General features: G+C 63.4%; 15 protein-coding genes and 1 pseudogene. 8 read left to right on the top strand and 8 right to left on the bottom strand.

From position 1 onward, the window contains the following. Positions 1 to 7: 7 nt before the first annotated feature. Entirely contained in the window at positions 8 to 2,293 is a 2,286-nt protein-coding gene (locus P3T20_RS05515) for an arginine/lysine/ornithine decarboxylase (protein WP_074265483.1), read from the top strand. A gap of 2 nt (positions 2,294 to 2,295) precedes the next feature. Beyond that, entirely contained in the window at positions 2,296 to 3,015 is a 720-nt protein-coding gene (locus tag P3T20_RS05510; RefSeq protein ID WP_429286302.1) for a lysozyme inhibitor LprI family protein, read from the top strand. A gap of 33 nt (positions 3,016 to 3,048) precedes the next feature. Here the strand turns inward: P3T20_RS05510 and P3T20_RS05505 are convergent, their stop codons facing one another. The 4 genes from P3T20_RS05505 to ppc form a co-directional block, all read right to left on the bottom strand. After that, complete coding sequence (locus P3T20_RS05505) at positions 3,049 to 3,972, bottom strand: bestrophin family protein (protein ID WP_074265481.1); 924 nt, start codon at positions 3,970 to 3,972, stop codon at positions 3,049 to 3,051. Positions 3,973 to 4,819: 847 nt separating this feature from the next. After that, complete coding sequence (gene argH / locus P3T20_RS05500; protein ID WP_429286301.1) at positions 4,820 to 6,226, bottom strand: argininosuccinate lyase; 1,407 nt, start codon at positions 6,224 to 6,226, stop codon at positions 4,820 to 4,822. Positions 6,227 to 6,323: 97 nt separating this feature from the next. Beyond that, positions 6,324 to 7,139 (bottom strand): helix-turn-helix transcriptional regulator, encoded by an 816-nt coding sequence (locus tag P3T20_RS05495; RefSeq protein ID WP_429286300.1) that lies wholly within the window; start codon positions 7,137 to 7,139, stop codon positions 6,324 to 6,326. A 305-nt stretch (positions 7,140 to 7,444) separates the two neighbouring features. Next, complete coding sequence (ppc, locus tag P3T20_RS05490; RefSeq protein WP_429286299.1) at positions 7,445 to 10,576, bottom strand: phosphoenolpyruvate carboxylase; 3,132 nt, start codon at positions 10,574 to 10,576, stop codon at positions 7,445 to 7,447. 381 nt (positions 10,577 to 10,957) lie between these two features. Between ppc and hemC the strand changes: the two genes are divergently transcribed. Genes hemC through P3T20_RS05475 form a run of 3 tightly spaced genes read left to right on the top strand, consistent with a single transcriptional unit; the run spans position 10,958 to position 15,146 of the window. Next, positions 10,958 to 11,941 (top strand): hydroxymethylbilane synthase, encoded by a 984-nt coding sequence (gene hemC, locus P3T20_RS05485; protein WP_429286298.1) that lies wholly within the window; start codon positions 10,958 to 10,960, stop codon positions 11,939 to 11,941. Then, positions 11,941 to 13,953, top strand: coding sequence for a fused uroporphyrinogen-III synthase HemD/membrane protein HemX (hemDX, locus tag P3T20_RS05480; protein ID WP_429286297.1), 2,013 nt, complete (start codon positions 11,941 to 11,943; stop codon positions 13,951 to 13,953). The genes hemC and hemDX overlap by 1 nt, the downstream gene beginning before the upstream one ends. A gap of 2 nt (positions 13,954 to 13,955) precedes the next feature. Continuing rightward, the gene (locus P3T20_RS05475; RefSeq protein WP_122153935.1) at positions 13,956 to 15,146 is read left to right on the top strand and encodes a heme biosynthesis protein HemY; all 1,191 of its coding nucleotides are present in this window, start codon (positions 13,956 to 13,958) and stop codon (positions 15,144 to 15,146) included. Positions 15,147 to 15,191: 45 nt separating this feature from the next. Here the strand turns inward: P3T20_RS05475 and P3T20_RS05470 are convergent, their stop codons facing one another. Both P3T20_RS05470 and P3T20_RS05465 read right to left on the bottom strand, forming a co-directional pair. Then, a complete protein-coding gene (locus P3T20_RS05470; RefSeq protein WP_074266169.1) occupies positions 15,192 to 15,950 on the bottom strand; it encodes an SDR family oxidoreductase in 759 nt (252 codons plus the stop codon). A 106-nt stretch (positions 15,951 to 16,056) separates the two neighbouring features. Further along, entirely contained in the window at positions 16,057 to 17,496 is a 1,440-nt protein-coding gene (locus tag P3T20_RS05465; RefSeq protein ID WP_429286296.1) for an aldehyde dehydrogenase family protein, read from the bottom strand. A 272-nt stretch (positions 17,497 to 17,768) separates the two neighbouring features. Between P3T20_RS05465 and ppa the strand changes: the two genes are divergently transcribed. Together ppa and P3T20_RS05455 are read left to right on the top strand one after the other, a co-directional pair. Next, positions 17,769 to 18,296: an inorganic diphosphatase gene (gene ppa / locus P3T20_RS05460; RefSeq protein ID WP_074266168.1), complete on the top strand. Its 528-nt coding sequence runs from the start codon at positions 17,769 to 17,771 to the stop codon at positions 18,294 to 18,296. 141 nt (positions 18,297 to 18,437) lie between these two features. Continuing rightward, on the top strand, positions 18,438 to 19,061 hold the full coding sequence (locus tag P3T20_RS05455) for a hypothetical protein (protein WP_429286295.1): 624 nt from the start codon (positions 18,438 to 18,440) through the stop codon (positions 19,059 to 19,061). 335 nt (positions 19,062 to 19,396) lie between these two features. On the opposite strand, the pseudogene P3T20_RS05450 reads toward P3T20_RS05455, so the two are convergent. Both P3T20_RS05450 and P3T20_RS05445 read right to left on the bottom strand, forming a co-directional pair. Next, positions 19,397 to 19,708 (bottom strand): annotated as a pseudogene (locus P3T20_RS05450) (GIY-YIG nuclease family protein); the annotation flags it as partial. 9 nt (positions 19,709 to 19,717) lie between these two features. Further along, positions 19,718 to 20,887: a GNAT family N-acetyltransferase gene (locus tag P3T20_RS05445; protein ID WP_429286294.1), complete on the bottom strand. Its 1,170-nt coding sequence runs from the start codon at positions 20,885 to 20,887 to the stop codon at positions 19,718 to 19,720. 153 nt (positions 20,888 to 21,040) lie between these two features. Between P3T20_RS05445 and P3T20_RS05440 the strand changes: the two genes are divergently transcribed. Further along, a complete protein-coding gene (locus tag P3T20_RS05440; protein ID WP_429286293.1) occupies positions 21,041 to 22,729 on the top strand; it encodes an NAD+ synthase in 1,689 nt (562 codons plus the stop codon). The last annotated feature ends 113 nt before the right edge of the window (positions 22,730 to 22,842 follow it).

Below are 22,842 nucleotides of genomic sequence, written 5' to 3'. Positions count from 1 at the left end.
ATCGCCCATGAAGTTTCGTTTTCCCGTCGTCATCATTGACGAAGATTTCCGCTCCGAGAACATCTCGGGTTCCGGCATCCGGGCTCTCGCGGAAGCAATCGAGAAAGAAGGCGCGGAAGTGCTCGGGCTGACGAGCTATGGCGATCTGACCTCGTTCGCGCAGCAGTCGAGCCGTGCGTCGTGTTTCATTTTGTCGATCGACGACGATGAGCTGCTGCCGTATTCCGACAACGTGGTGGTCGAGGGCGACGCGCCCGAACTGGCCGCCGCAATCGTCGCACTGCGCGCGTTCGTGACGGAAGTGCGCCGCCGCAACGCCGACATCCCGATCTTCCTGTACGGCGAAACGCGCACCTCGCGCCATCTGCCCAACGACATTCTGCGTGAGCTGCACGGCTTCATTCACATGTTCGAGGACACGCCGGAGTTCGTCGCGCGCCATATCATCCGCGAGACCAAGGTTTACCTCGATTCGCTCGCGCCGCCGTTCTTCAAGGAGCTGGTGCAGTACGCGGACGAAGGCTCGTACTCGTGGCACTGTCCGGGACACTCGGGCGGCGTGGCGTTCCTGAAGAGCCCGCTTGGCCAGATGTTCCACCAGTTCTTCGGCGAGAACATGCTGCGCGCGGACGTGTGCAATGCCGTCGACGAACTCGGCCAGCTGCTCGATCACACCGGCCCGGTGGCCGCCTCCGAGCGCAATGCCGCGCGCATTTTCAGCGCCGACCACGTGTTCTTCGTGACCAATGGCACGTCGACCTCGAACAAGATCGTCTGGCACGGTACGGTGGCGCCGGGCGACATCGTGCTGGTGGACCGCAACTGCCACAAGTCGATCCTGCACGCGATCACGATGACCGGCTCGATTCCGGTGTTCCTCACGCCGACGCGCAACAACTTCGGCATCATCGGCCCGATTCCGCGCAGCGAATTCGAGCCTGAGAACATCAAGAAGAAGATCCTGGCGAACCCGTTCGCGCGCGAAGCGCTGGCGAAGAATCCGGACCTCAAGCCGCGCATCCTGACCATCACGCAGAGCACCTATGACGGCGTGATCTACAACGTCGAGATGATCAAGGAAATGCTCGGCGACTGGCTCGATACGCTGCACTTCGACGAAGCGTGGCTGCCGCATGCCGAGTTCCACGAGTTCTACCAGGACATGCACGCCATTGGCGCGGGTCGTCCGCGCATCGGCGCGCTGGTGTTCGCGACGCACTCGACGCACAAGCTGCTGGCCGGCATTTCGCAGGCATCGCAGATCGTCGTGCAGGATTCGAAGAACAGCCGCTTCGACAAGCACCGCTTCAATGAAGCGTATCTGATGCATACGTCCACGAGCCCGCAGTACGCGATCATTGCTTCCTGCGACGTGGCCGCGGCGATGATGGAAGCGCCGGGCGGCACCGCGCTGGTGGAAGAGTCGATCGCCGAGGCGCTCGATTTCCGCCGTGCGATGCGCAAGGTCGACGACGAATACGTCGACGACTGGTTCTTCAAGGTGTGGGGGCCGGAGGAGTTCGCGGAAGAGGGCATCGGCTCGCGCGAAGACTGGATGTTGCGCCCGAACGACGCGTGGCACGGCTTCGGCCCGCTCGCCGAAGGCTTCAACATGCTCGACCCGATCAAGGCGACCATCGTCACGCCGGGTCTGGACATGGACGGCGGCTTCGGCGAGTCCGGCATTCCGGCGGCAATCGTCACGAAGTACCTGGCCGAGCACGGCATTATTGTCGAGAAGACCGGCCTGTATTCGTTCTTCATCATGTTCACGATCGGCATTACGAAGGGTCGCTGGAACTCGATGGTGACCGAGTTGCAGCAGTTCAAGGACGACTACGACAACAACCAGCCGCTGTGGCGCGTGCTGCCGGAGTTCGTCCAGCATCATCCGATGTACGAGCGCGTCGGCCTGCGTGATCTGTGCGAACAGATCCACAGCGTCTACCGTGCCAACGACATCGCGCGTCTGACCACCGAGATGTACCTGTCGAGCATGGAGCCGGCCATGAAGCCGTCCGACGCGTTCGCGAAGCTCGCGCATCGTGAGATCGACCGGGTACCGATCGACGAACTCGAAGGCCGCGTCACGTCAATTCTGCTCACGCCGTATCCGCCGGGCATTCCGCTGCTGATTCCAGGCGAGCGTTTCAACAGGACGATCGTCAACTATCTGCGTTTTGCACGCGAGTTCAACGAACGCTTCCCTGGCTTCCACACGGACATCCACGGTCTGGTGGGCGAGACGATCAATGGCCGCATCGAGTACTTCGTCGATTGCGTGCGCGGCTGAAAATGAGACGATTGCAACGGATCGGCGGCGCCTGGTTGTTGGCCGCTGCCGCGCTGCTGACGACGGCGTCGACGCTGGCGATCAGCGCGCGCGCCGAAGTGGCCGCGGCCGATCCGATCGACGCGGCGATGCGTACGTGTCTGGCCCGCAGTGACATGTCGTCGACGACGGGCCAGTTGCATTGCATGGAGACGGCGCGCTTTGGCTGGCAGGCCGCGATGAATACGGCATGGCAGCAGCTTGCGGCAAAGCTGCCGCCTGCACGGCGCAAGCTGTGGGAAGAGAGCCAGACCCGCTGGCAGGCTTCGCGCGATGCGCAGGCGCCGTTGCTGGACGCAGTCTTCGCGACAAAGCAAGGTGCCATGTATCAGACCGCCGAGGCGGACATGCAATTGCAGCCGGTGCGCGACCGCGCGCTGGCGCTGCGCAGCGCGGCTGCCGACGCGGGCAGTGGCGGAACTCTGCCGGTTCGCCCACGACCGTGTTCCGCGGACGCGATGTGCGAACACGCGACTTTCGACATGAACCGCTATTACCGCCGCTTGCAGACCAAGCTGCCGGCGCGTGCCCGGACGATCCTGACGCGGGCGCAGCGCGCGTGGAGCGCGTATCTGGAGGCGGCGACCGCGGTGACCGACGAGCGCGGCCGGGTCGACATCATTGGGGCGCGGGTGGCGACGCTCAAGCGGCTGTCGGATACGGTGGGCAGCGACGGCGATTGACCGCGATTAGCGGCGGTGAGCCGCCATTGAGCGTCAGGTCACGAGGAACTGCTCTGCTTCGGGGCCGGGGATGACGAGGGCGGGTTCGGCGAGCAGATCGCGGACGGCGTCCTCGATATAGACGGACATCATGGTCAGGGCGAGGTCGTTTTCGTCGGTGCCGAAGGGGTCTTCGAGCTGCGAGGCGATGGCCTCGTGGGCCATGAAGGCGTAGGCAACGAAGACCGAGAAGACGGGCGTAAAGATACCGATGTTTTCGACGAGTCCGAACGGCAGCGCTGCGCAGAAGAAGTAGACGGTACGGTGAATCATCACCGAGTAGGCAAACGGCAGCGGCGTAGAACCGATACGCTCGCATCCGCCGATGACATCCGACAGCGAATTCAGATTGCGATCGAAGGCGAGCACGGCCATCGGGTCCAGCGCGCTTGTGCGCGACTGGCGATGGACCCATTCGCCGAGCACGAGCATGAGGGTGGTGGGACGATAACGTGAGGCCATGACGCGGTCGAGCAGCGGCGCGGGCAGGCGCGCGGCGAGGTCATCGCGCGGATCGGTTTTGCGGAGCTGATGACGCAGTGCATGGGGCAGCGCGCTTAGGGCCTGGACGAAATCTTTGACGTCTGACTGGGCGAGGGACTCGCGGGGCAGGGTGAGGACCTGGCGGGTCATGGAGCGGGCATCGTTGAGGAGTTGGCCCCAGAGTTTGCGGGCTTCCCACCAGCGGTCGTAGCTGGCGTTATTGCGGAAGCCGAGGAAGACGGCGAGCGCGATACCGATGAGGGAGAAGGGGGTGGTGCTGAGGTTGACGGTGATCCTGAGGAGGTGGTCGTGGACGGCCACGGCCGCGATGGAGATGCAGAAGATCAGGAAGAGGCGCGGCAGAAGCTGCGGGAGGACTGAGCCTCGCCAGGCCAGGAGCATGCGAAACCAGTGGAGGTGGGGGCGGATGATCATTTGGCTTTGTAGGGCTTTTTTTGACCTTCGGTCGGTGGGGGTATTATCGCTTGTGGGGTGGTTGGTTTGGTTGCCTGCGGCGGTTTGTCGTTGTTCTTGCGGTGTTGGCCTTTCCTTGCTTTCTTTTTGGTTTGCTGGCGTTGCCCCTGTGCGGGGCGGCACCTACTTTTCTTTGCCGCCGCAAAGAAAAGTAGGCAAAAGAAAGCGGGCTTGCAACCGCTAGCCTGTAGGTGTCCTCCACTGACATCAAGCCGGAGCGGTCCGCGCACGAAAGGCGCCATCGCACCACACGCATTAGTGACAAAGGACTCATTCATCCCGCCCACGCACTATGTGCGTGGCGGATGGGTCTGCAAGGGGAAGCGGGGCAACGGAAGACTTGAAGCTGCATGCATCGCCGAACCCCGAGCCCAACCGATGAAACGCCCAATCCCGTTGAAGGAAGGCCCCAAATATAGTTAGCATTCCTATAAAGTCTGCAGAAGCATCGGGCTTCTAACGCTGGCCTATCGGACAATTTTCTTCGCACGGCTAGGTGAAGTTATGCCCGACGGCGGGGCGCGCAGCGCAACGCTGGAACGGATGACTGCCTTGTCACTGCCGTGTGTGGCGCGAGGACAGATTTCGTGCGCGGACCGCTCCGGCTTGATGTCAGTGGAGGACACCTACAGGCTTGCGGTTGCAAGCCCGCTTTCTTTTGCCTACTTTTCTTTGCGGCGGCAAAGAAAAGTAGGTGCCGCCCCGCACAGGGGCAACGCCAGCAAACCAATAAGAAAGCAAGGAAAGGCCAACACCCCAAGAACAACAACCCAAACCAAGGCGCCGCAGGCAAAAACACCCCAAGCGCTTACTTGAGCGCTTCCCGAGCAACAACAACAGCCAGCCGAACCTGCTGAGGCGCAGTCCCCCCTGCATGATTCCGGCTAGCCACAGACCCTTCAAGCGTCAAATACTCAAACACATCCTCACCGATGAGGTGAGCCACATTTGGCAGCTCCTGACGCATCTCATCAAGCGAAAGATCCGCCAAATCGCAGTTGCGATCCACACAAACGCGCACAGCATGTGCCACCGCCTCATGCGCATCCCGGAACGGCAACCCACGCTTGACGAGATAATCAGCCAGGTCCGTAGCAGTAGAAAAACCTTGCAACGCCGCAGCCCGCATAGCCTGCGGCTTCACCGTAATCCCTGCCACCATCTCGGCAAAAATCCGCAACGTATCTGCCACCGTGTCCACGGTATCGAACAGCGGTTCCTTGTCTTCCTGGTTGTCCTTGTTATAGGCCAGCGGCTGACCCTTCATCAATGTCAGCAATGCCATCAAATGCCCGTTCACGCGACCCGTCTTGCCGCGTGCCAGTTCCGGCACGTCCGGGTTCTTCTTCTGCGGCATGATCGATGAGCCCGTGCAAAAACGGTCCGCCAGATCGATAAAGCCCACTCGCGGGCTCATCCACAACACCAGTTCTTCGGAGAGACGCGACACGTGTGTCATCACCAGCGCCGATGCCGCCGTGAATTCGATCGCGAAGTCGCGATCCGATACGGCGTCCAGCGAGTTCGCGCAAATACCGTCGAAACCCAGTGTCTTTGCCACCGCGTGACGGTCGATCGGGTAGCTCGTGCCGGCGAGTGCCGCCGCGCCCAGCGGCAGGCGGTTCACGCGCGTGCGGCAGTCGCGCATGCGCTCGGTGTCGCGCGTGAACATCTCGACATACGCCAGCAAGTGATGACCGAACGTCACCGGCTGCGCCACCTGCAAGTGGGTAAAGCCCGGCATGATCGTTTCAGCGTTCTGCTCGGCCAGGTCGATCAGCGCCGCGCGCAGATCCTTCAGCAGGCCGCCAATCCGGTCGATTTCGCCGCGCAGCCACAAGCGGATGTCCGTCGCCACCTGATCGTTGCGCGAGCGGCCCGTATGCAGGCGCTTGCCAGCGTCGCCGATCAGCGCCGTCAGGCGCGCTTCGATATTCAGATGCACGTCTTCCAGGTCGAGTTGCCACTCGAACTCGCCGCGTTCGATTTCGCCCTTGATCTGCGCCATGCCGCGCTGGATAGCCGCCAGGTCGTCCGCGCCGATGATCTTCTGCGCAGCTAGCATCGCGGCGTGCGCGAGCGAGCCTTCGATATCGACCAGCGCCAGTCGCTTGTCGAAGAAAACCGACGACGTGTAGCGTTTGACGAGATCCGACATCGGCTCGGAGAAGCGAGCCGACCAGGCTTCGCCTTTTTTATGCAGTTGGGACGTCATGGTGTTGGGCAATGAAGAACGTGCGGTGGAAAAGCTCTCGGCAGTAGAGGCGCCGCCGAAACGAACAAGACCTCGATTTTAACATCCGGCAGCGCCGCTACTCCCTTACCAGCACCACCAGTTTCAGATCTTCCCGGTGCGCGGGCTTGAACGTGATCTGGTCGTACACCACCCTTCCATCGCGCGGATGGTTGAATTCGCGTCGGCCACCTTCGCGCTCGCCTACGTCCTGCGACGCCCAGAAGCGTGCGAACGCGTCGCTCGTGCTCGTCAGCGTATCGATCAGGCCGTGGGTGGGCGCATCCGCCAGATGGCGGATCGAGTCGGCGCGAAACTCGGCGGCAAGCCGCCGTGCGCGCGTCTCCCAGTCGACGATCAGCTCGCGCGCCGCCGGTTCCATGAACGTGAAGCGCAGCAGGTTGCGGTCGTGCGTGCCGTCGAGCCAGCCGACAAACAGGTCGGCCGCGCGCTCGTTCCAGGCTAATGCGTTCCATTGCCGGTCCAGCACGTAAGCCGGTGCGTTCACCAGTTGGACGGTTTCGATCAGCGTCGCGGGGGCGTCGGCGGCGGCTGGATCGGGTTCGGCCGGGTCGCGTTGCGCCGCCAGTTCGAACAGATACGCCCGCTCGGCGCGCGACAGTTGCAGCGCGACCGCGATCCGCGCGAGAGCATCGGCCGACGCCGAAACCGGCCGTCCCTGCTCGATCCACGTGTACCAGGTGGGACTGACCCCGCAGAGTTGTGCAACTTCCTCGCGGCGCAGGCCCGGCGTGCGCCGGCGCGGCCCGGGCGGCAGGCCGACCGCCTGCGGCGAAAGCCGCTCGCGGTGGGCGCGGATGAAATCGCCCAGCGCGTGAGCGGGCGTCGCATCGAGCGGTGGTGGGGACGGGTCGGCAGGGGACGGCGGGCTCATCGTGTCGGTAAAGGGAGTGTTGTTGATACCAGAATAATCGCCTGACTTGTACTGGTACAGGCGGTCTCTATTGTAGCGGCAGGTGGCAATAGGTAGGCGGACCGTAGACACGCGTGCGTTTGCACGCAGGGCATGAGGCTGCCCGATGCGCCGTTGTGGATGTGCGCACAAAGCAAAGCGCCCCGTATTGCTGTGCAGTACGGGGCGCTTTGAGTATCCAGCTCGGTCATCCAAGGAAGCCAGCGAGAGGTTCTTCCACCAGCGGCCTGCGCCACCGGCGTCTCATCGACCCACAAGCCACTCCCTCAACCCGTATTGCGCAGCCCCGCCGCAATCCCGTTGATCGTCAGATGAATCCCGCGCCGCAGCCGCGCATTCGAATCGCCCGCACGGTGGCGCTTGAGCAGTTCCACCTGCAAGTGATTGAGCGGATCGAGGTACGGGAAGCGGTTCTTGATCGAGCGCGCCAGCAGCGGGTTATCCGCGAGCCGTTCGCTCTTGCCGGTGATTTCGGAGAGCACCTTCGAGGTACGCTCCCACTCCGCGACGATGCGCTCGAACACGTGCTTGCGCAGCTTCTTGTCGCTCACCAGCGCGGCGTAGCGCGAGGCAACCGCGAGGTCGGTCTTTGCCAGCACCATATCCATGTTCGACAGCAGGTTCGCGAAGAACGGCCACGTCTTGTGCATCTTCTTCAGCAGTCCAAGGCGGCGAGCCCGTTCGGCTTCGGATGGTGCGCTGTCCAGATGCGCGGCTACCGCACTGCCGAAGCCATACCAGCCCGTCAGCAACAGACGGCATTGGCCCCACGAGAAGCCCCATGGAATCGCCCGCAGATCTTCGATCTTGCGCTGCTTCGGATCCTGCAGTTTGCGCGACGCGGGACGGCTGCCAATGTTCAGCTCGGCGATCTCCGCAATCGGCGTCGATTCGAAGAAATATTCCTTGAAACCAGGCGTTTCGTAGACCAGCGCGCGATACGACGCCATCGCGGCATCGGACAGTTGCTGCATGGTCTCCTCGAAGGCCGGCAGTTGCGCGGGCGTATTGCCGTGCGGCAGCAGCGATGCTTCGAGCGTCGCAGCGACCACGGTTTCGAGGTTGCGCCGGCCGATTTCCGGGTTGCCGAACTTGCTGGCAATCACTTCGCCCTGCTCGGTCAGGCGGATCTGGCCGTCCACCGTGCCCGGCGGTTGCGACAGGATGGCCTGATAGGTCGGGCCACCGCCGCGTCCGACTGTGCCTCCGCGGCCATGGAACAGGCGCAGCGTCACGCCACGTTCGTTGAAGAGCGACACCAGCGCGAGCTCAGCGCGATACAGCTCCCAGTTTGACGTGAGGAAGCCGCCGTCCTTGTTGCTGTCCGAGTAGCCGAGCATGACTTCCTGCTCGCCGCCCTGATGTTCGATCAGCGTGTCGACGCCCGGCAGCGCGATCAGATCGCGCATGATGTGCGGCGCGTTTTGCAGATCGGGAATCGTCTCGAACAGCGGGATCACCATCAGCGCGCCCTTGGCCGGCTCGTGCGCATTGCCGAGCAGCCCTTGCAGCAGGCCGGTTTCCTTTTGCAGCAGCATCACTTCCACCAGATCGCTGACCGTTTCCGTGTGCGAAATGATGTAGTTGCGCACGGCGCGCGCGCCGAACTTCTCGCGCGTCACGCGGGCAGCTTCGAGCACACCCAGCTCGCTCTTCACCAGATCCGAGTACTCGAGATACGGCGAGCGCAGCAAACGCGGCTGCGCCAGCTCGGCCAGCAGCACGCGCAGCTTGTCGGCTTCGGACAAGCTGGCGTAGTCGGCTTCGACGCCGGCGTGTTTGAGCAATTCGGCGATCACCGCTTCGTGGATGTCCGAGCTTTGCCGCAAGTCGATGCTGGCAAGGTGGAAGCCGAACACTTCGGCGGCACGCGCGAGCGGCGACAGACGCGGGCTCGCGAGCGACGCGCCGTGGTGCTCCGCGAGCGAATCGATCAGCACGTGCAGGTCGCGCACGAAAGCGTCGGAGTCTGCGTACGGTTGCGCGCGCACCGGTGCCGCACCGCGGCCGGCGCTGCGCAACGGCACGGCGCCTTCGCCGAGCCGCACGCGAGCGCTCGCCGCAAGGCGCGTGTAGATGCCGATCAGCGCGCGGCGATACGGCTCGTCGACGCGATGCGGCGACTGGTCCGGCGACGCCTTCGCCAGTTCCTTGAGCGGCTCGCTTGCGCCCGTCAGCAGGTTCGAGATCGACAGCTCGGCGCCGAGCTTGTGCACCTGTTCCAGGTAATGTTCGAAGATCACCGCTGCCTGGCGCGTGATGGCTTCCTCGAGCGTCGTTGCGGTCACGTTCGGATTGCCGTCGCGATCGCCGCCGATCCAGCTACCCATCTGGAAAAACGGCGGCAGACGGGCGTCGAGACCATGCTCGGCGAGCGCGGCTTCGATGTCGGCGTACATGGCCGGGATTTCTTCGAGGAAAGTCGCGCGGTAGTACGACAGTGCGTTCTCGATTTCATCGGCCACGGTAAGGCGTGCGTCGCGCAACATCCGTGTTTGCCACAGCGAGGTGACGCGGGCGCGCAACATTGCCTCGTTGTGGGCGCGCTCGCGCTCGGTCAACGGCTGATCGCGCTCGGCAAGCAGGCGGGCGATGTCGTGCTGCGCGTCCAGAATGCTCTTGCGCTGCACTTCAGTGGGGTGCGCGGTCAGCACCGGTACGATCAGCGCGTCGTTGAAGAACTGCTGCAACACCGGCGTAGCGGCGGCGTTGGCCTCCATCAGACGTTCGAGCGCATAAGCGATCGTGCCGCCCTGCGAAGCCGAGCCGGCCAGCGCGTGAATCCGGTGACGCCGATTGCGGTGCCGGTCTTCCGCGATGTTCGCCAGATGCGAAAAATAGCTGAATGCCCGCACGACGCTCACAGTCTGCTCGGGACTCAGCGAACGCAGCTTCTTGTCGAGCGTCTGCGCGGCGCTGCTGTCGTCTTCGCGGCGAAAGCGCACCGCCGTCTGACGGATCGTCTCGACCACGTCGAACACCTCGTCGCCTTCCTGCTCGCGTACGACATCGCCGAGCAGGCGTCCCAGATAACGGATGTCCTGGAAGAGCGGCTGGTCCTTGTCCTCGCGCGTGCGGCTGCTGGTTTTCGGTGCGGGCGGCACGGCTGTCTCTTTCGACACGTCGTGCAGCGGCGCGGCTGCGGCTGTGCCGTTGCCGGCCTTGGACTTCGAGGCTTTGCCGGCTTTTGCGCTGCCAGCGGCCTTATCGCCTTTCCCTGCTTTCGCGGCCTTACCCGTTTTCACGGCTTGCGTGCTTTTGGCAGAGCTTGCCGTATCGCGTTTGGATAAGGCGCTGGACGTGGCCGGTGCGGTAGGAACAACTGCGGGCGCACCCGCAGAACCGTTGAGCGATGCAGTGTTGCGGCGGGCAGGGCGCGCCGGTCCGGAAGACGTCACGATGGGTTTCCTCAGGGAAGCCAGGGTCTATTGAGAGATGAACTGCTGTTACTGCAACTGCGCTTCAACTACGCTTGAACTGCAGAATCTTCAGTACTGCGAGAGCAATGGCAAACACGGCCATCGGCAAATGGGAGAAGGCGGCCCCTCAGTGCTGTTGCGCGGCGCACCGCATTGCATCATCCCGCATGATGCCGTTTGACGCGCGAACGATCGTGCGTGAACGGCGACACTGCGCTATGGCTGAAATTTGCGGTGTGCCCATGCGGGCCTGTCTCCTCCAGCGGTGGCGCGCCAGCATAGCCATCTGGCCTATAAAGCAAGGCTGGAGCGCGTGCTAACATTGTTTGTTATAACCTCCCGTCATCCACCGAACTTGTAATGAATTCCGAGACGCTTTCGGCGCCACCGCCCTCCACCCTGATCATCGCTTCGCGGGAAAGCCGCCTTGCGATGTGGCAGGCAGAGCACGTACGGTGTGCGCTGCACAAATTATATCCATCTTGTGACGTAAAAATCCTCGGGATGACGACACGTGGCGATCAAATTCTCGATCGCACCTTATCGAAGGTGGGAGGGAAGGGCCTGTTCGTGAAGGAACTGGAGAACGCGCTGGCCGATGGCCGTGCCGATCTGGCGGTTCATTCGCTCAAAGACGTGCCCATGGAGCTGCCGGCGGGCTTCGAGCTGTCCACCATCATGGAGCGCGAAGATCCGCGCGACGCCTTCGTGTCGAATGCCTATGATTCGCTTGCCGCGTTGCCTGCAGGCAGCGTGGTCGGCACCTCCAGCCTGCGCCGCGAGTCGATGCTGCGCGCGCGTTATCCGCAGCTTGTCGTGCAGCCGTTGCGCGGCAACCTCGATACGCGCCTCGCGAAACTCGACCGTGGCGACTATGCGGCGATCATCCTGGCTGCGGCGGGGCTAAAGCGCCTCGGTCTGGGCGAGCGGATTCGCGCGTTGCTCGATCCCGCGGATAGTTTGCCGGCTGCCGGGCAGGGTGCGCTTGGTATCGAGATCCGCGCCGGACGGCCCGAACTCGCGGCATGGCTTGCGCCGCTGCATCACGAGCACACCGCTGCGGCAGTCGAGGCCGAGCGGATGGTGTCGCGTGCGCTCGGCGGCAGTTGCGAAGTGCCGCTCGCGGCGTACGCCACCTGGCGCGACGGCGCGCTGCATCTACGCGGCATCGTCGCGACGCCTGACGGCCAGCAGGTGCTGAGCGCCCATGCATCGGCGCCGGCGCCCACCGTCGAACGCGCGCTGCAGTTGGGCCGCGAAGTGGCGAACGCGCTCGAAGAACAAGGCGCGCTTGAAATCGTCCGCGCGCTCAGCACGGCGAGCGGTCCGGCGACCAGCACGTGATGACGGCGCAAACAGGCGGCAACTCGTCCCCCAACTCGTCTGGCAAGACGCGGTATACGGTTGTGATCACGCGTCCCGCGGGGCAGTCGACCGCGCTCGCGGCGCAACTGGACGCGGCCGGCATCACCACGCTCGAATTCCCGCTGATCGAGATCGTGCCCGTCGAAGACGTGGCGCCGTTGCAGGCAGCGTTGGTCGCGCTCGAACGTTACGCGCTGGTGGTGTTCGTCTCGCCCAACGCCGTCGACTACGCGTTTGCGGAGTTCGACTCGATCTGGCCGCACGCGCTGCCGGTCGGCGTCGTGGGGCCGGGCAGCGTCGCGGCGCTGGCGCGTCACGGCGTCGAGGCACCGGCGTACCGCGTGATTACTCCATCGGCCGGGGCGGATGACGACGTGGCGCGTTTCGATTCGGAGGCGCTCTTCGCGGCCATCGACGCCTCGTTCGGTGCGACCTCGCTGGAAGGCAAGCGCGTGCTGATCGTGCGCGGCGACGGCGGTCGCGAATGGCTGGCCGATCGTCTGCGTGAGGGCGGCGTCGAAGTGGAAACCGTCGCAGCTTACCGGCGGCTCGTGCCGGAGCCGTCCATCGGCGCCTGGAGCCGGGTGCATGAGCTGCTGGCGGGTGAACCGCATGCGTGGCTCATCACCAGTTCCGAAGGCGTGCGCAATCTCGACGAACTCGCGCACGAGCACCTGAACGCTGGCGAAATCGCTCAATTGAAGCGCGCCACGCTCGTCGCGCCGCACCCACGCATCGCGCAGACCGCGCGGGGACTGGGTTTTGATAGCATTACGGTGTCCGGTGCGGGCGATGAGCGCATTGCCCATACCTTGCTTTTAGCCGTACCTCCCGTTGTTCAACCGGTACCGACCAACCCGGCTCACTCACGCATGACTGAATCGAACGCTCCCACGAACACCTCCCCCCAGCCGGCTGCGACCGCTGCGTTGCCGCCCAATCCCCCCTTCACGCCCTACGAAGCGCAGCAGCCGCGCCGCAGCGCGGGCGGACCGCTGCTGTGGTTGGTCATCGTGATCATTGTCTGTGCGGCGGTTGCGGGCGGCATCACGCTCAACCGGAAGCTCATCAGGCTCGATCAGCAATTGACGCAACGGCAGCAGGCCAACGACGCGCAAACTGCTGCACTGAGCGTGAAGACGGACCAGGCGGTGTCGACCGTTCACGAGATCGATTCGCAGATGTCGCAACTCGAGGGCAAGCTGACCGACGCGCAGCAGGCCGAGCAAGCGCTGCAACAACAGTACGCGGACCTCGCGCGCAATCGCGACGACTGGACGCTCGCCGAAGTGGGGCAGATGCTGTCGGCCGCGAGCCAGCAGTTGCAACTGACGGGTAACACGCAACTGGCGCTGTTCGCACTGCAAAGCGCCGATACGCGACTCGCGGCCTCTGACGGCGCGCAGGTCATGGCCGTGCGCAAGGCGATTGCGGAGGACATCGACAAACTGAAGTCCGCGCCGTCGACTGATCTCACGGGTCTTGCCATCAAGCTCGACAACGCGATCGACCAGGTTGACACGTTGCCGCTCGACGGTGAAGCGCTGACCGCTCACACCGTGCCGCAGGCCACTGCGCCCGCCGATACCGCGAAGGTCGCAGCGGCCACCGGCGAGCCGCGTTGGAAGGTATGGTGGCAGGTGTTCTCGGCGGGTATCGCCCAGCAGTTGACGAGCCTCGTGCAAGTGCGTCGCATCGACAATGCGGACGCGATGCTGGTCACGCCGGATCAAGGCTACTTCCTGCGCGAGAATCTGAAACTGCGCCTGCTGTCGGCGCGCCTCGCGTTGCTTTCTCGTAACCAGACCACGCTGAAGTCGGACCTGCACGCTGCCGACGCAGCGCTCGCGCGCTACTTCGACAACGCCTCCAAACGCACGCAAACCGTGCGTGAGTTGGTGAAGGAAGTGGACGACGGCTCGGCGGCGGTGGAAGTGCCGAACCTGAACACGAGCCTGCAGGCTGTCAACCAATACCGGAGCCGGAGTTAATCATGGCGATCCGGGGACTTATCTGGCTGGCGTTGTTATTTGTCATCGCGGTGGCGTTGGCGACGGTGGGACGTTTTGATACGGGGCAGGTGCTGCTCGTCTATCCGCCGTATCGTGTTGACGTGTCGCTGAACCTGTTCGTGGTCGCGCTCGTGGTGCTGTTTATCCTCGTGTATGCGTTGCTGCGTATCGTGCGCAACATCTGGCGCATGCCGCAGCGCGTGGCTGCTTACCGGGCCCGCTCGCGAGTGGCGAAGGCGCACGCGGCGCTGCGCGATGCCATTGGCAATCTGTACGCGGGACGTTTCTCGCGTGCTGAAAAAGCGGCGCGCGACGCGCTTGCCAACGGCGACAACAAGGGTGCGGCGGGCCTTGTTGCGGCCACGGCGGCGCACCGTATGCGCGAATACGCGCGGCGCGACGAATGGCTTTCGCAGATCGATGAGGCCGACTGGCAGGACGCACGTCTGATGGCGACCGCGGACATGCGTGCGGACGGCCGCGACGCAGACGGTGCGCTGACCGCGCTCACGGAGATGCAGTCGCAAGGCGCGCGGCGGATTCATGCGCAGCAGATCATGTTGCGCGCGCAGCAGCAGTTGAAGAACTGGAGCGAAGTGCTCAAGCTCGTCAAGACGCTGGAGAAGCGCGAGGCGATTCACCCGGCTGTGGCGGTGCGTTTGCGCCAGCTCGCGGCGGAGAATCTGTTGCGCGACCGGCGTCACAATGCCGATGCGCTGCTGGAGTTGTGGCATTCGCTCTCGCCAACCGAGCGGCATTCGCCGCGCCTGGCCGATCTCGCCGCTGAACTGCTGGTGACGCTCAACCGTCCGCAGGACGCACGCAAGATCGTCGAGGAAGCGCTGGCGCAGAACTGGGACGCACGTCTGCTGCGCCGCTATCCGGACACGGCAGGTGGCGATGCGCTGCCGCTGATCCAGAAGGCCGAAGCGTGGCAGAAGGAGCGTCCGGAGGATGCCGATCTGATGTTCACGCTGGGACGCCTGTGTCTGCATCAGCAGCTGTGGGGCAAGGCGCAGTCGTTCCTCGAGACGGCGCTCAAGCTGGCCGACAACGAAACCCTGAAGATCCGTTCGCATCGTGCGCTCGCACGTTTGCACGAGCAGCTTGGCGACGCTGACAAGGCGAGCCAGCACTATCGGGAAAGCGCGCTCGCGATGAACGTGGTTTAACAATCCGCGGTGGGCGCTGGCCTGTTCAGGTCGCGCCCCGCTCATCTACACACAACGCCCGCCGTCCACCTCCAGGCATGTGCCGGTAATGAACTCCGCTTCATCCGATGCCAGATAGAGACAGGCATTGGCGATGTCTTGCGGTGTCGACAGGCGTCCAAGCGGAATTCCAGCCAGGAAGCGCTTGCGATTCTCGGGCGTGTCTTCGACGCCCATGAACTCGGATAGCAGGCCGGTTTCGCCCATTACCGGGTTGACGCAGTTCACGCGGATACGGTCCGGTCCCAGTTCGACGGCGAGCGACTTGCTGGCGATGATCACCGCGCCCTTGCTACCGTTGTACCAGACGAGGCCAGGGCGGGGCCGCACGCCCGCCGTCGAGGCGATGTTGATGAACACGCCGCCGCCTTGCTCGCGGAAGTACGGCACGAACGCCTGCACACTCCAATAGATGCTCTTCACGTTGACCGCATAGACGCGGTCGAACTCGGCCTCGCTCACATCGAGGATGGGCTTGTTGCGATGGGTCGTACCCGCATTGTTGACGACCACCTGGACGCTGCCGAAGTCCTCCAGCGCGGCTTCGCGCAGACGGGTCCAGTCGTCGCTGCGGGTGACGTCGCCGGCTACCGCGATGGCCTTGCCACCCGCCAGTGCGATTTCGCTCGCGACGCGCTCGGCTGTCGCGCCGTTCAGATCGTTCACTACCACGTTCGCGCCTTCGCGCGCGTAGGTCTTCGCAATGCCTTCGCCGAAACCCGAGCCGCCACCCGTGACGATGGCCGTTTTACCTCTCAAGCGCATGATGTCTCCGTTGTCGTTGCTGATGCGTTCCGTGCTGCCACTTGCGTTCGTGCCCGCGGTGCGTTCATTACGTTGATGCGTTAGCGCGGCCAAGCCCGCAGGCCGGCTAGCCGTGCCGGATCGCGACCGTCTTCAGCACTGTAAAACCGTACAGCGCTTCAAACCCTTTTTCGCGGCCATGCCCCGAATGCTTGACGCCGCCAAACGGCAATTCGACGCCGCCTCCCGCGCCATAGTTGTTGATAAACACCTGGCCCGAGCGCACACGCCTCGCGAGCCTTAACTGGCGCGCGCCATCGCGCGTCCAGATACCGGCGACGAGCCCGTACGGCGTGCCGTTCGCGAGTGCCACGGCTTCGTCTTCGTCGGTGAAGGCCATCGCGGCCAGCACGGGTCCGAACACTTCTTCGCGTGCCAGACGATGGGCCGGAGGCACATCGCGCAGCAGGGTCGGTGCCTGATAGAAACCAGTTTCCGGCGCCTCGTGGATCACCTCGCCGTGCGCTGCCATCGGAATACCGTCGTGCTGCGCATCGTCGAGAAAATCCCATACGCGCCGCTGTTGCTTCGCGCTGATGAGCGGCCCGCAGTCGAGGTCCGCATGCGACGGCCCGACACGGAGCGCATTGAACGCCGTGGCGAGCTTATCGAGCAACGGCTCGTAAATGGCCCGCTCGATCAGCACGCGGCTGCCCGCCGAACAGGTCTGCCCGGCGTTCTGCACGATAGCGGACACCAGCACAGGGACTGCGGTGTCGAGATCGGCATCGGCGAACACGATTTGCGGTGACTTGCCACCGAGTTCCAAGGTGACGGGCACGTGGTTTTCCGCGGCCATCTGCGTGACAGCCTTGCCTGTCTGCGGCGAGCCGGTGAACGAGATGTGGTCGATCCCGGCGTGGCGCGCGAGCGCGGCGCCCGCCTCGTGGCCGTAGCCCGTGACGATATTTAGCGCGCCGGCCGGCAAGCCGGCTTCGGCAGCCAACTCGGCGACGCGTAGCACCGACAGGCAAGCGTCCTCAGCGGGCTTGACGACGCACGCGTTGCCTGTCGCGAGCGCCGCGCCGACGCTGCGGCCGAAAATCTGCATCGGGTAATTCCACGGCACGATGTGGCCGGTCACACCGTGCGGTTCGCGCACCGTGAAAACCGTGTAGCCGTTCTGATAGGGAAGTGTCTCGCCGTGCAGCTTGTCGGCGGCGCCCGCGTAAAACTCGAAGTAGCGGGCCAGTGCTGTCGCGTCTGCGCGCGCCTGGCGCAATGGTTTGCCGGTGTCGCGCGCTTCGAGTTGCGCGAGCTCTTCGTGATTCGCGGCCACCAGCGTGGATAGCCGGTACAGCACCCGTCCCCGGTCGGCTGCGCTGGTGGCGCCCCATGCGCCATCGAAGGCTTTGCGCGCGGCCTGCACGGCGGCATCGATATCCGCGGCGCTGCCACGGGCTAACTGCGTGAACGGCTGTCCGTCCGAGGGATCGAGCACGGGAATCGTCTCGCCGCCGGCAGGGGCGACCCATTCGCTGCCGATGAAGTGTTTGGCTTCTTCCATGCATGCTCCTGGCTGAAAAGTCTTGGAACGGCTTCTGACGCGCCCGTGGCCGCGGTTGCGGTCACGGCTGCAATCATTGCTGCAAGTGCGACTTCGTCTGCGTCCGAAAGCACGGTTCCAACGATTATCGCGCCGATCGTCACGGAGGTGCCATCGGCCGATTGGCTATAATGGGGTATTCCGCACTTCCGGTCCGCTGTGCCGCGTCCGATCCAGGTCAGACGCCGTATCGCGCGCCGTGTTCCGAATTTCATCCTGTTCAGAGAGCGCTCATGAGCTTCAATCACGTACCCGCAGGCAAAGACCTTCCGCAAGATTTCAACGTCATCATCGAAATCCCGGCGCAAAGCGATCCGGTGAAGTACGAGGCAGACAAGGATCTGGGCCTGCTCGTCGTCGACCGTTTCATCAGCACGGGCATGCGCTATCCGGCTAACTACGGCTTCATTCCACAAACGCTGTCGGGCGACGGCGACCCGGTCGACGTGCTGGTGATCACGCCGTTCCCGCTGCTGGCCGGCTCGGTGGTGCGTGCGCGCGCGCTCGGCATGCTGCAGATGACGGACGAATCGGGCGTCGACGCCAAGCTGATCGCCGTGCCGCACGACAAGGTCTGCCCGATGACGGCAACCCTGAAGTCGATCGACGACGTGCCGTCGTATCTGAAAGACCAGATCAAGCACTTCTTCGAGCAATACAAGGCGCTCGAAAAGGGCAAGTGGGTGAAGGTCGAAGGCTGGGCGGATGTCGAAGCCGCCCACAAGGAAATCACGGAAGGCGTGGCGAACTACAAGAAGTAAGCTGGTTCGAGCATCCCGGTGTTAAAAAACCGCGTTGACCCGAGAGGGCGGCGCGGTTTTTTCATGGGAGTATGTTTTAGCGCAATCATTTGCCTGCTGATCTGAAGCCGCTGGCGATTTCAGCCAAGATATACTTTACCGATGGCGAAGCGTAGAAAAACCAACTCTCCGAGCGATCAATACCCGATGCACAATCGGGCCTCCATGCTCGGGAAACGAGCGCCAGTTGGACCGCCTCGGCGGACGTTTGGCTTTCCCGCGACGGTGACGCATCCGCTTTTTGTCTGGACTGACGACAAAGTACTGAAGCAGCATCCGTCTTATCAGAGTGCAAAAGCCGGTGATGCGGACGCGGCAATTGCTCTTGTTTCCGATATCGCAGGCCCGCTATTGCAGGATGTCATATCTCGTATGGATGCTGGAACGCTGCCAGTCGACGTGATCTTTGTGGCTCCGCATGCGCGAGAAGCCAGGGGCGACAACGCGATACCGCAGGTTCTCGCTACGATGCTAGCCATCGCCGGCGGCGTAGTGGATGAGGACATTGTGCAGACAACGAAGGTCTATCACACCGGGGCGGATCCGATGGAGCGCCTGAACGCACGCGCCTCGTTTCACGGCGTCGTGTTTCGGGGAAGTGACTACGTTCTGGTCGACGACGTCATGACGCTTGGCGGAACGCTTTGCGATCGTGCAGGCCATATACGGCGTGGTGGCGGGAACGTCGTCGCGGCGGCCGTCCTGGTCAGCGCTAGTCGGTCGTAGACTGTATCCAGTCCAAAAGACGGTGCAACGCTTAGAGAAGGAGTTTGGCCATGACATCCGTGAAACCTTTGGGATCGAGCCGGTTGCGCTCACGGCCGACGAAGCACAGTACCTCCTCGGGTTCCGTAGTGCTGAGGAAATCAGAGGTCGCAGTGCTAAAGCGCGGGAAAAAACAGATCTCCGACTCCGCGCAAAAGGCGTTTTCATCCCTCAAGCAGAAGGTGGACGCCGACAGAGGACGCCGCTAAGGCGGCACAAGGTCCCCTTCCCTGGTGCCAGCGCAGTATCAAACATCAGCTCTTGGGTCGGCAAGCGTAAAAGGTAGGGTCCCGCTACGCGTCGCTTCCTGATTTATCGGACTGTTCCTCAGCGATGCTTACCGGCACCACCGATTCCAGCGTACGAACCCCCGCCGCCAACGCACGTTTCTCCACCGCCGTCAGCCGTTTGACGAAGTACTCCGCGCGCGACGCGCTCGACCGATCCGCCAGTTCAAACGAAGCGAGTACATGCAGCGGCTTCCGCGAGCGCGTATAGCGCGCGCCAGTGCCGCTCACATGTTTGTCGAAGCGCGCCTGCACATCGATGGCGATGCCGGTATAGACGCTACCATCTGCGCATTCGATCAGATAAAGAAACCACGGCATGGCGATACGCTAGCTCTTGAACGGGTTGTGATCACGCAACTCATCGACGTATGCGTGAATGCTGTTCGTCTCGTTGTCGAGAAAGCGCGCCACGGCGTCGGAGAAGGCGGGATGGGCGAGCCAGTGCGTCGAGCGGGTGACGGTAGGCAGGAAACCGCGCGCCATCTTGTGCTCGCCTTGCGCGCCACCCTCGAACACCGCGAGTTTCTCTTCGATGCAAAACTCGAGCGGCTGATAGTAAGCGGTCTCGAAGTGCAGGCACGGCACATGTTCGAGCGCGCCCCAATAGCGCCCATACAGCGTGCCACCGGTCTTTTCATCGCGCTGATACACCACGAGAGAACTGGCGATCGGCTTGCCATCGTATTCCGCGATCACCAGCAGCAGGTTCTCGGGCATCGTCGCGCCGATCGTGCGGAAAAACTCGAGATTCAGATATGGACTCGAAAAGTGCTCGCGGTAAGTCTGCCGATAGCACTTGGAGAAAAAGCGCCAGTCGGCATCCGTAGCATCTTCGCCGCGCACCCGGCGCATCGTGATGCCCGCCTCACGCACCTTGCGGCGCTCGGCGCGAATGTTCTTGCGCTTCTTCTGCTCGAGCGTCGCGAGGAATTCCTCGAAGTCGCGGTAGCCGTTGTTGAGCCAGTGAAACTGCACACCTTCGCGCTGCATCATGCCGAGGCCGGTCAGCGCTTCGGCTTCGGTTGCGGTAGGAAACAGCACGTGCAGCGACGACACATCCGCCTGTTCGGCAAATGCCATCAGCGTGGCCGCCAGGTGGCGCAACGCGTGCGCATCCACGGACAGCAGCCGGTTGCCCTGCACAGGCGTGAACGGCACAGCGCACAGGAGCTTCGGATAGTACTCGAGACCGTTGCGCTTGTAGGCGTCGGCCCATGCCCAATCGAACACGTACTCGCCGTACGAGTGCCCCTTCAGATACACAGGCGCGGCGGCCGCGAGCTTTCCCGTGCGCGGGTCGGTCAGCGTGACGAACTGTGTACCCCACCCGGTCTCGTCCACGGCAGAGCGGCTCGTATGCAGCGCGCTCAGGAACTCATGCCGCAGAAACGGCGTGGGTTGTGCCTGCTGGGCGAGGAGGGCGTTCCACTCGGCGGGGTCCACCTCGGAGGGCGAGGCCAGAATGCCCGTGCGATAATCAAAACGTTGCTGGTTCAATCTGTTTGACTGTTCCTGATCTGAGCGATCCTCCGCGTCTGGCGGAGCATCGCTCGTTTGTCCGTGTTGGTACGTTTTTGCGACTTTGTCTGTTTCGTCGAGCCACCTGGCCGATGCAACCGGCAAGCTACGCGGCCTGCCCCTGATCCTGCCATGAAGACCCGAATCGCTCTTGCTCAAATCAATGTCACCGTCGGCGACTTCGCCGGCAACGTCGCGAAAATCGTCGATGCAGCACGCGCTGCGCACAACGATGGTGCGAAGCTGCTCGTCGCTCCCGAACTTGCGCTTTCCGGCTACCCACCCGAAGACCTGCTGCTGCGCCCGGCCTTCTATGCCGCCAGTGCCGCCGCGCTTGCCGATCTCGCCGAACAACTGAAGCCGTTCGCCGGCCTGCACGTGGTGGTCGGTCATCCGCACCGCGACGCCGCGCACGGCCATGGTAAAGCAAACGCGCCAATCGAGCGCGGCGTGCCGCCAGTCGATACCTTCAACGCGGCCTCGCTGATTGTCGACGGCAAGGTGGTCGGTACTTACCTGAAGCAGGAACTGCCCAACAGCGAAGTGTTCGACGAGAAGCGTTACTTCGCCGCGGACCCTCGGCCGCTCGTGTTCGAACTCGACGGCGTCAAATACGGCGTGGTGATCTGCGAAGACGTCTGGCATGCGCCGGCGGCCCAGCAGGCCAAAGCGGCGGGCGCCCAGGTGCTGCTGATTCCGAACGGCTCGCCGTATCACCTCAACAAGGAAGCGGTTCGGGTCGACATCCTGCGGGCGCGCATCCGCGAGACCGGTTTGCCGATGGTCTACGTGAACATGGTGGGCGCGCAGGACGAACTGGTGTTCGACGGCGGCTCGTTCGTGCTCGACGGCAACGGCGAGCTGGTCGCGAAGATGGCGCAGTTCGAGGAAGGCAACGCGATCGTCGAATTCGATGGCGCGCGCCCTGTGCCCACTGCCGTTGCGCCCGAGCTGTCGCTGGAAGCGCAGGTGTATGCGGCGCTCGTGATGGGTGTGCGCGACTACATCAACAAGAACGGCTTTCCGGGGGCGCTCATCGGTCTGTCGGGCGGCGTGGATTCGGCGCTGGTGCTGGCCGTCGCCTGCGACGCGCTCGGCGCCGAGCGGGTGCGCGCCGTGATGATGCCGTCGCGCTACACGGCAGATATCTCCACGACGGATGCCGCCGAGATGGCGCGCCGGGTCGGCGTGCGCTACGACGAGATCGCGATTGCGCCGATGTTCGATGCGTTCCGCACCTCGCTCGCCGAAGAGTTCGCCGGCCGCGCGGAAGACGCCACCGAGGAGAACATCCAGGCACGGATTCGCGGCACGCTGCTGATGGCGTTGTCGAACAAGTTCGGTTCGATCGTGCTGACCACCGGCAACAAGAGCGAGATGGCGGTGGGCTATTGCACGTTGTACGGCGACATGGCCGGCGGCTTCGCGGTGATCAAGGACATCGCCAAGACGCTGGTCTACCGTCTGTGCCATTACCGCAACGCTGCTACCACGTTCCCCAGGCAGGACGTTATCCCGGAGCGGATCCTGACGCGCGCGCCCTCCGCTGAACTGCGCGAGAACCAGACCGACCAGGACAGCCTGCCGCCATATGAAGTGCTCGACGCCATCATGCGCATGTATATGGAGGAAGACCATTCGCTGGCCGAGATCATCGCGGCCGGCTATGCGGTGGATGATGTGAAGCGGGTCACGCGCCTCATCAAGATCAACGAATACAAGCGCCGCCAGGCGCCGATCGGCATTCGCGTGACGCATCGCGCGTTCGGCCGCGACTGGCGCTATCCGATCACGTCGCGCTATACCGAACCGGTGGAATAAACGAAGCCCGGCGCCGCGGCCCGAATCGCGGCGCGGACGCGGCACGCGTCGGAATGGCCGCAAGCCATCCGGCGCGGCGTAGAATCGGAGCTATCGATTTCCTTTCACCCTAA

The sequence above is a fragment of the Paraburkholderia sp. GAS206C genome (assembly GCF_050435645.1).
Classification (GTDB): Bacteria; Pseudomonadota; Gammaproteobacteria; order Burkholderiales; family Burkholderiaceae; genus Paraburkholderia; species Paraburkholderia phenazinium_B.
Note: the sequence above shows the minus strand (reverse complement) of the source record. Positions and strands in the feature narration are given on the sequence as shown.

Excerpts from the sequence above, each read along its gene's own strand:
- P3T20_RS05515 (WP_074265483.1), top strand. The coding sequence starts at position 8 with ATGAAGTTTCGTTTTCCCGTCGTCATCATTGACGAAGATTTCCGCTCC.
- P3T20_RS05510 (WP_429286302.1), top strand. The coding sequence starts at position 2,296 with ATGAGACGATTGCAACGGATCGGCGGCGCCTGGTTGTTGGCCGCTGCC.
- P3T20_RS05505 (WP_074265481.1), bottom strand. The coding sequence starts at position 3,972 with ATGATCATCCGCCCCCACCTCCACTGGTTTCGCATGCTCCTGGCCTGG.
- argH (WP_429286301.1), bottom strand. The coding sequence starts at position 6,226 with ATGACGTCCCAACTGCATAAAAAAGGCGAAGCCTGGTCGGCTCGCTTC.
- P3T20_RS05495 (WP_429286300.1), bottom strand. The coding sequence starts at position 7,139 with ATGAGCCCGCCGTCCCCTGCCGACCCGTCCCCACCACCGCTCGATGCG.
- hemC (WP_429286298.1), top strand. The coding sequence starts at position 10,958 with ATGAATTCCGAGACGCTTTCGGCGCCACCGCCCTCCACCCTGATCATC.
- hemDX (WP_429286297.1), top strand. The coding sequence starts at position 11,941 with ATGACGGCGCAAACAGGCGGCAACTCGTCCCCCAACTCGTCTGGCAAG.
- P3T20_RS05475 (WP_122153935.1), top strand. The coding sequence starts at position 13,956 with ATGGCGATCCGGGGACTTATCTGGCTGGCGTTGTTATTTGTCATCGCG.
- P3T20_RS05470 (WP_074266169.1), bottom strand. The coding sequence starts at position 15,950 with ATGCGCTTGAGAGGTAAAACGGCCATCGTCACGGGTGGCGGCTCGGGT.
- P3T20_RS05465 (WP_429286296.1), bottom strand. The coding sequence starts at position 17,496 with ATGGAAGAAGCCAAACACTTCATCGGCAGCGAATGGGTCGCCCCTGCC.
- ppa (WP_074266168.1), top strand. The coding sequence starts at position 17,769 with ATGAGCTTCAATCACGTACCCGCAGGCAAAGACCTTCCGCAAGATTTC.
- P3T20_RS05455 (WP_429286295.1), top strand. The coding sequence starts at position 18,438 with ATGGCGAAGCGTAGAAAAACCAACTCTCCGAGCGATCAATACCCGATG.
- P3T20_RS05440 (WP_429286293.1), top strand. The coding sequence starts at position 21,041 with ATGAAGACCCGAATCGCTCTTGCTCAAATCAATGTCACCGTCGGCGAC.